The 8,579-nt window shown below is 68.9% G+C and carries 7 protein-coding genes; 4 read left to right on the forward strand and 3 right to left on the reverse strand.

All coding sequences use genetic code 11. The annotated features are described in order from the left end of the window. Nucleotides 1–545: 545 nt before the first annotated feature. Both EON91_RS13020 and EON91_RS13025 read right to left on the reverse strand, forming a co-directional pair. Nucleotides 546–974: a CBS domain-containing protein gene (locus EON91_RS13020; protein WP_292095529.1), complete on the reverse strand. Its 429-nt coding sequence runs from the start codon at nucleotides 972–974 to the stop codon at nucleotides 546–548. 46 nt (nucleotides 975–1,020) lie between these two features. After that, nucleotides 1,021–1,707, reverse strand: a complete 687-nt coding sequence (locus EON91_RS13025) for a rhomboid family intramembrane serine protease (protein ID WP_292095531.1) — start codon at nucleotides 1,705–1,707, stop codon at nucleotides 1,021–1,023. Nucleotides 1,708–1,830: 123 nt separating this feature from the next. Between EON91_RS13025 and hfaA the strand changes: the two genes are divergently transcribed. The 4 genes from hfaA to EON91_RS13045 all read left to right on the forward strand — a co-directional run bounded on the left by hfaA (nucleotide 1,831) and on the right by EON91_RS13045 (nucleotide 7,441). Then, entirely contained in the window at nucleotides 1,831–2,271 is a 441-nt protein-coding gene (hfaA, locus tag EON91_RS13030; RefSeq protein WP_292095534.1) for a holdfast anchoring protein HfaA, read from the forward strand. Continuing rightward, nucleotides 2,268–3,287, forward strand: a complete 1,020-nt coding sequence (gene hfaB / locus EON91_RS13035) for a holdfast anchoring protein HfaB (RefSeq protein WP_292095536.1) — start codon at nucleotides 2,268–2,270, stop codon at nucleotides 3,285–3,287. Before hfaA ends, hfaB begins: the two co-directional genes overlap by 4 nt. After that, nucleotides 3,214–4,476, forward strand: coding sequence for a holdfast anchor protein HfaD (gene hfaD, locus EON91_RS13040; protein WP_292095538.1), 1,263 nt, complete (start codon nucleotides 3,214–3,216; stop codon nucleotides 4,474–4,476). The genes hfaB and hfaD overlap by 74 nt, the downstream gene beginning before the upstream one ends. A gap of 91 nt (nucleotides 4,477–4,567) precedes the next feature. Further along, nucleotides 4,568–7,441, forward strand: a complete 2,874-nt coding sequence (locus EON91_RS13045) for a pitrilysin family protein (protein ID WP_292095539.1) — start codon at nucleotides 4,568–4,570, stop codon at nucleotides 7,439–7,441. A 571-nt stretch (nucleotides 7,442–8,012) separates the two neighbouring features. Here the strand turns inward: EON91_RS13045 and EON91_RS13050 are convergent. Then, nucleotides 8,013–8,579 (reverse strand): hypothetical protein (locus EON91_RS13050; RefSeq protein WP_292095541.1); only part of this gene is annotated, 567 nt, incomplete at its 5' end.

Raw genomic sequence — 8,579 nt, forward strand, 5'->3', positions numbered from 1 at the left:
TCATGGTATGTCTTTTCAAAAAGACCGCAGATGTCAGTGTCGACTGTAGAACCCCAAAGGGTTCTCGCCAGGACACCGCCGCCTGCGTTTCTCTTTCCAGATCAACGATTTCAAAGACCCAGAGCCGCTCAGCGACCCAAACCGTTTAGCGCCCGTTCGCGGCGGAGGCGGCTATCTAGGGAAGCCGGCCCTCTGTGTCAACCGAGGCTGGAAGCCTTCCTGTGGATAAAAAGCCGAGGCTTTTCAGTCCGCAAGAAACCGCAGGAGAAGCGAAGAGGCTTCCCTCAGGGCGTTCCGACGATTCGATTGGAGCGCGGAGACTAGTCGGAACCACTTTCGGAAGCAAGGAGTTTTTCTCTCCCTGTTTCCGCTGGAGCGTCGGTGACTTGCGTCTCCGTCGCCCCGGCGGGCCAGCCCGTCGCCGAGCGAGGCGGCGATATACGGAGCGGCTGATTTGTCCGCAAGCGTCTTTTCGCAGTTTTCGTGACTTTCTCGCGAACCGCCGGATTCCGATCGGCGACAGGTCCGTTTCAGAGCGCGCTGCGTCAGCCCGCCGCTATATAGGTGCGCAGGCTCTCGGCTTCGCGGGTGGCCTCGGCGATCTGGCACTTCACCACGTCGCCGATGGAGATGACGCCGCACAGCCGTCGATCCCGCATCACGGGCAGGTGGCGAATCCGCCGGTCGGTCATCCGCCCCATCAGCACCGCGACCGTCTCGGCCGGCTCGGCGAAGATCACCTCGGCCGTCATATAGTCGGACACGGGCCGTTTCAGGCTGTCGGCCCCGTCCCGGCTCACCGCCCGAACCACGTCCCGCTCTGAGATGACGCCGGCCACCCGATCCCCGTCACACACGATCAGGGCGCCGACGCCCCGCCGCTCCAGCTCCGCGCACGCCTCGGACAGGCTCAGCTCCGGCGCGATGGCGAATACGGCGTCGCCCTTGGTTTTCAGGATTTCAGCGACCAGCATGGCGACGGCTCCCTTTGTCTCCGGGCGGCCGCGGACGGGCCGCTTCTCAGGCCTCAGGATCGCTCATACGGTCCATGGACGCAAACCCGGCTCGCGCGCCGAAGATCCGGCCCAGCGGCCCGATCACCAGAATGCCGAACACAAAGCCGAAGGCGTGCGCCTCCCACGCGATTCGCCCGCCCTCGGCGCCGGGCGCGAATCCGATCAGCCCGACCGCCGCATTGACCAGCATCCACGCCGCCGCCGCCGACAGCACGCGCCGGTCCGTCAGCGGCAGCACGCCCCCCTGCCCGCCCAGCAACCGGGTGGCGGCGCCGATCAGGGCGAAGACCGCGCCCGACGCCCCAACCAGCAGATCCCAGCTATTCAGATGCAGCAGACCATAGCCCAGGGCGCCGACGACCCCGCCGCCGACATAGAGCGCCAGAAAGGCGATGACGCCCCATCCCCCGCGCAGCAGGCGCGCGACCGGCGGGCCAAAGGCGAAGGCCCCCACGGCGTTCATTCCGACATGCCCCCAGTTGCGGTGCAAGAGCATGGACGTGAACAGCTCGCCCCAGTGCCCCGCCGCGAGATCCGACGGCCGGAACGCAAGGCTCATTCCAAAATCCGCCAACCGCAGTTGTCCCAGAAACAGAACGGGCATGGACAGGGCGACCAGCACCGCGATCAGCGGCGCATTGAAGATCTTTTCGCGCGGGGGGCCGTCCAGGCGGCTGTCGTAGGGCTCCATATCCCCCCAATGCGCGGCGAACGGCGCGATCTCAAGCGGTTCTTAAGACCCCATGCTCCATTCTGGCACGGGGGTTGCTTGACGACCCGACAACCGTGTTCGGTTTCCGGGGGCTGTCTCTCTATGACGCGCAACATCATCAGAACGGCCGCCGCCCTGGGGGCGCTGACCTTCGCCGCGACGGCCCTGCCGGCCCTCGCCCAGTCCGCCGGCTCGTCCGGCGCGGCCCAGTTCCAGGCCGGCTACGGCGCGGCGCGCTACACGACCGGCCGGGCCCAGACCGGTTCAACCCGCGACGCCAACGGCAACCGGCTGATCGTCGACGGCATCATCCAGGCCGGAGCCTCATCTTATTCCGAGGCCACGGGCGGCGCGTCCAGCAGCTATTCCGGCGCCGGCGGCTCGAACGGGTCCACGACCATCGGCGGCTCGACCGCCATCGGCAACAGCCTGAACGTGGTGGTCCAGGGCAACTGGAACACGGTCATCGTCAACTCCAACCAGGTCAACAACGGCGATGTCTCCGCCGGAACGACCCTGAACGGGACCCTGAACCTTCCATGAGCGGATTGAACCCCCGTCGCACATTCGGGCGTGTCGCCGCCGCAGCCCTGCTGTCCGGCGCGACCGCCCTGGCCGGGTGCGTCAGCCCGACCGCCGGGCCTTCGGGCCTGTATGCGTCGCCCATCGGTAATGCGCCGGTGACGGCCAACCCGACCCCCTATTCCACGGCGCTCTACTGCCTGGCCGACTATGCCCGCCGCTATAATCTGCCCTCGCCGCGCATGGCGATCGGCCGGATCAGCGACTACACCGGCACGGTCTCGGCCGACGGCGGCCGCCAGATCACCCAGGGCGCCTCGCTGATGGCCAATACGGCCCTGGCCAAGGCCGGCGCCCGGATCGTCGAGCGCTACGACACCTCGGTCTCCGAGCTGGAGCTGCGCTACGCCAACAACCGCCTGATCGGCGACGAGACTCCGGGCGGCCCCGCCGACCAGCAGTTCCGCCGCATCCTGGCCGGTCAGGTGCCGGGTTCCGACTTCTATGTCGTCGGCGGCATCACCGAGGTGAACTACAACATCCGCTCGGCCGGCTTCGACGCCGCCATGGGCGAGACCGACACCAAGCGCGGCGGCTCGGGCCTGATACAGGGCAAGGTGTTCGTGATGAACGTCGCCATCGACCTGCGTCTGGTCCAGACCACCACGCTCGAGGTCGTCGACGTCGTCTCGTATCAAAAGCAGATCATCGGCCGCGAAATCTCAGCCGGGGTGTTCGACTTCCTGAACGGCAATGTCTTTGACGTTTCAGCCGGTCAGGGCGGGTTCGAACCGGTCCAGCTGGCCGTCCGCGCCCTGGTCGAGCGGGCCACGGTCGAGTTCATGGCCAATCTGTACGGCGCGCCGGGTCCGAACATCTGTCTGGACCCCGCCAACGATCCGCTGGGCTCCACCGGCCCGACCGGCGGCTATTATCCCGCCTATCCCAACACGGACACGAACAATGGCCAGACTCGCGCCGATCCGTCTCGCTGGCACGATCGCCGCGACGGCGATGTGCGTCGCAGCCGCTACTGAGGCCTGCGCCCAGGACCCGTCCTCGATCGTCCTGAACCAGACCCTGAACGGCTTTGAGGTGTTCGCGGACACGCCGCTGAACGTCGTCGATCAATCGGGTCAGGTCACGGCCTCGACCAGCGCCATCGGCAACGACGCGCGCTTCGGCGTGGACGGCGTCCAGGCGACCGCCACCGTCAACCAGGCCGTCGCGCCCGGAACCCGCGTCGGCGCGGTCAGCGTCATGGACCTGAACGGCGACACCGCCGGGCGCGTCACCGCCGTGGTTCAGGCGCGCGGCAACTCTCTGGAAGGCGCGGCGTATGACGGCGGCCTGGCCGTCGATGCGGTCCAGACGGTCGACGGCGACCACGTCCGCGCCGACGCCCTGATCCCCGACGACGACGCCCGCCTGCTGGCCGGGGCCACCGTCGCGACATCGGCTATCGGCAACGCCGCGGCTCTGGGCGGCCAGGGTTCGGGTTTCACCGGGCGACTGGATCAGTCGGTCTCGGCCACGGTCGAGGCGACCAATTTCGCCGGCACGCAATACATCCCCGCCCCCGCCGACTTTTCGGCCGAGGCCCTGGCCAATGTCGTCACCGTGACCAGCGGCCCGAACGCGACCCAGGGCTCGTTCCAGAATCTCGACATCCGTCAGCGCGCCACCGGCGACCGGGTCTATTCCGACGCCAGCGGCAACGCCGGCAACGGCTGGAATCTGGCGGCGCGTGCGAATTCCTCCGCAAACCGCATCGTCCTGGCCAATCAGGGCGGATCGGTCGTCGCCGTGACGGATCAGGCGAACAGCGCCCGCGTCCGCGCGGGGGCCACCGTCACCGCCTACGACTACGGCGCGGCCCACGTCTCGGCGCGCGCCGCGGCCAACGAACTGGCCGCCAGCAACAACGACATCTGGCTGGAACTGGACGCGACCCAGATCAACACCGGCGGTGTCGAGGCCCAGGCCCAGTTCGCGGGTCACAACGGCTATGACGCCTATGTCGGCGCCGACGCCGTGGGCAACAGCGTCACCGGCTCGGTCTGCGCCGACTGCGGCGGCCAGCTGACGGCGACGGTGAACCAGACCAACGCGGCCAATGTCTCGGCCGTGGCCAACACCGCCGTCACCGGCTCGGGCCGCGCGGTCATCACCGGCGCCAACGCCGTGGGCAACAGCGCCACCTTCTACGTCACCCGCCCTCAATAGGGCCGATTTCGGCTTGAGCGTCGTCGCGGCCGCCCTACGGTGGCGACGACGGCGTCCCGGATTGGAGCACGCCGCCCCAGCCGGAGCCTTCATGCGTCGTTCGCCTTCGATCACCCGCCTGTTCCTGGCCGCCTCCGGCGCCGCCCTGCTGGCCTCGGCCGCCCTGCCCGCGCCGGCGCTGGCCTTCCAGAGCGCGACGTCACAAGCGGCCGCGGTCGCCCCGTCCGACCCCTGGGCGCACACGGCCAGCGACATCCCCGCCGATCCCGCCGTCCGTTTCGGGCTGCTGCCCAACGGCCTGCGCTACGCCCTGATGAAGAACGCCACCCCACCCGGTCAGGCGTCGCTGCGCGTTCGCATCGACGCGGGCTCGCTGATGGAGGGTGACGACCAGTTGGGCCTGGCCCACTTCATGGAGCATATGGCCTTCAACGGTTCGGCCGACATTCCCGAGGGCGAACTGGTCAAGACGCTGGAGCGGCTGGGCCTGTCGTTCGGCGCCGACACCAACGCCTCCACCGGCTTCGACGAGACGGTCTACAAGCTGGACTTGCCGCGCACCGACGACGAGACGGTCGACGCCTCCCTGCACATCCTGCGTGAAATGATCGGCGACGCCCTCCTGGCGCCCGAGGCCATCGACCGCGAGCGCGGTGTGGTCCTGTCCGAGGAACGCACCCGCGACGGTCCCGGCATGCGTTCGGCCCGCGCCCGGCTGGACTTCCTGATGCGCGGCCAGCGCGTCCCGACCCGCTTCCCCATCGGCGATCCCGAGATCCTGCGCACCGCCCCGCGCGATCGGTTCGTCGCCTTCTATGACGCCTGGTACCGGCCCAGCCGCACCACCGTCGTCGCCGTCGGCGACTTCGACATCGACGCCATGGAGGCCAAGATCGTCGCCGCGTTCGGCGACTGGTCCAACCCGCACGCCGACGGGGCCGAGCCCGACCTGGGCGCCGTCCAGCCGCGCGGGCCGGAAGCCGCCGTCTTCGTCGATCCCGGCGTCGGCTCCAGCCTGCAGATCGCCTGGGTCGCGCCGCCCGACCTGTCGCCCGACACCCGCGCGAAACAGGAACGCGACGTGATCCGCAGCCTGGGCCTGCAGGTGCTGAACCGTCGCTTCCAGAGCCTGGCTCGCGCCGAAAATCCGCCCTTCGTCGCCGCCTCGGCCAGCCGTTCGACCGATCTGCGCAGCCAGGATTCCGCCTCCCTCTACTCCAGCTTCACCCCCGGCGGCTGGGAGCGCGCCCTGACCACCCTGGATCAGGAACAGCGTCGTCTGGTCCAGTACGGCATCACGGCGGGCGAGCTGGCGCGCGAGATCACCGAGTGGCGCGCGATGATCCAGAGCGCCGTCGCCGGCGCCGCCACGCGCCGCACCCCGGCCCTGGCCAACAGCCTGGCCGCCTCGGTCAACAGCGACGACGTCTTCACCGCCCCCGCCGCCGACCTGGCCATCTTTGACCAGATCACCCGCGACCTGACCGCCGACCGCGTCAACGCCGCACTGAAATCCACCTTCGACGGCGCCGGCCCACTGGTCTTCGTCACCAGCCCGACCGCGATCGCGGGCGAAGAGGCCGCCGTCCTGGACGCCCTGATCGCCTCCCAACAGGTGGCGGTGGACGCCCCCGCCGCCCGCGCCGAACTGGCCTGGCCCTACGCAGACTTCGGCGCGCCGGGCGCCGTCGTCGCGCGCAGCCGGGCCGACGACGTCGGCGCGGACTTCATCACCTTCGCCAACGGCACGCGCCTGACGGTCAAGCCGACAACCTTCCGCGACGACCAGATCATGGTCGCCGTCCGCGCCGGCGATGGCCAGCAGGGTCTGCCTTCCGATCGCCCCACCCCCATGTGGGCCCTGGGCGCCGCCGTGGCCGAGGGTGGGCTGGGCCAACTGACCGCCGAACAGGTGGACGAGGTTCTGGCCGGCCGCGTCTATGGCGCCGGCGTCTCGGCGGGCGAGGACGCCTATGTCCTGTCCGGCGTCACCCGGCCCGAGGATTTCGCCGTCCAGCTTCAGGTCCTGACCGCCTATCTGACCGACCCCGCCTGGCGGCCCGAGCCGTTCGAGCGGATGCGCGGCGTTTATCTGCAGGCCCTGCCCCAGATGGACGCGACCCCCGGCGGAGTCTTCGGCCGCGAGATCGGCGCCCTGATGCGCTCCGGCGACGCGCGCTGGCGCACGCCCGACGCCGCCACCCTGGCCGCCGCCGATCCCGCCGCCCTGCGCGCCGAAGTCGAACAGGGCATCGCCCACGGCCCGCTGGAGGTCCTGATCGTCGGCGACATCACCACGGACGAGGCCGTAGCCCGCGTCGCCGCCACCTTCGGCGCCCTGCCGGCCCGCCCGAACACGCCCGTCGCGGAGGCCACGCCCATCCGCTTCCCCGCCCCGACCGCCCAACCGGTTCGCCTGACCCATTCCGGCCGCGCCGATCAGGGTCTGGGCTATGTCGCCTGGCCCGCCGTCGACGCCATCGCCGACATCCGTGAGGCGCGGCTGGTGCGCCTGCTGGCCGACGTCATGCGCCTGCGCCTGACCGAGGAGCTGCGGGAAAATCAGGCCGTCACCTATTCGCCGTCGGTCGGGGCCAACGCCTCCTCGACCTTCACCGGCTACGGCTATGTCGCCGCCAGCATCGAGGCCCCGCCGGAAAAGCTGCCCGGCTTCTTCGCCGACGTGGACCGCATCGCCGCCGCCTTGGCGGCCGGCCCCATTACCGCCGACGAACTGGACCGCGCCCGCCGCCCCCGCATCGAGGCCCTGCGCCGCAGCATGAGCACCAACGAGTTCTGGATCGCCGAGCTTCAACGCGCCCAGACCGACCCCAACCGCCTGCCCCAACTCCGCTCCGCCCTCTCAGACCTCGAAGCCGCCGCCCCCGACGACCTGCAACGCGTCGCGGCCCAATACCTGCTGGCGGACAAGGCTTACCGGGTCGAGGTGACGCCGAAGACCTGACTCTCTCCGGGCGGGAGAGGGCTTGAAGCTCGCAGAGCGCAGCGATGCGCCAGCCGAAAGGGTGAGGGGCTACGGCGAACGAAAGTCGGTTTCTACAACGACGTCTTCTTACGTGATCGCCGTCGATCGGCAGCGAATGCCGCTATAAGGTAGGTCGTCATGGCGTATGTCATACCAGCGACACAGGTTCCGCCGACGACCAGGGCTATGCCAATTCGCATCGCCTCGGCGGGACGGAACAATGCCTCCAGGATTATGCTGACGAACAGCGCAAAAAACCAAGGAAGTGCGATGCGTTGTGCGTCGTAGTACCTGAGATGAGCCTCTGACGCCTCACCCTGCTTCACAAGACCGCTGTGATAAGCCTTGGCCCATCTCCACATCGCGCTCGCCTTCCATCCGTGCCCTAGTAATCCTTCGAAGACATATCAGAAGTCATCCAGCCCCTAATGAAAAGGCCCCGGTCCGTTTCCGGGCCGGGGCCAGTCTGCTCAGGATCGTCGAGGACCACGAAGCCTTTCGACGCTCCGATAGTGCATCCGGCGGCATGACCCCCGGCTGAACGGCCGGTTCAGAAGACGCGGCCGCCGACGCCGCCGTCCAGGGTGATCATCGAGCTTTCCAGGGCGATGCCCTCGGCCACGACCTCTTCCTCGCGGTATTCGGTATAGGTCTCTTCCCGATACAGGGTCAGGATCTTCACCCCGGCCCCATAGCGGCGCAGCAGCGAGCGTTCGTTGCAGTCGCGCTCGGCCTTCTGCGGGCGGCATTCCAGCTTGCCGTCGCGACCCTTCCACAGGGCGTCGTTCTTCTGACAGGCCATGGTCTCGCCGTGGTCGAAGCGGACCTCGCCCTCATAGGCGGCGATGGTCGCCTGCAGGCGCGATCCGGCGATGCAGCGGTACAGTTCGCCCTCATAGTCGTCGTGCACGTCGCGGCCGGGCCGTACCTGCGACGCCGGATGCGGCCGCTGGCGGTCGTCGATGCAGACGGCCTGGATGACCACGCGCTTCATCGAGCGGCGGGTGGCGGTATAGGGAACGCGCACCATCCGGCGCACGGCCGCGCCCTCGACCGTCAGGCCCTGGATGGTGGTCGGATAGGGCTGGTCGACGTTGAAATAGGCGCCGCCCCCGCC

This window comes from Brevundimonas sp., from assembly GCF_004210735.1.
Lineage (GTDB): Bacteria > Pseudomonadota > Alphaproteobacteria > Caulobacterales > Caulobacteraceae > Brevundimonas.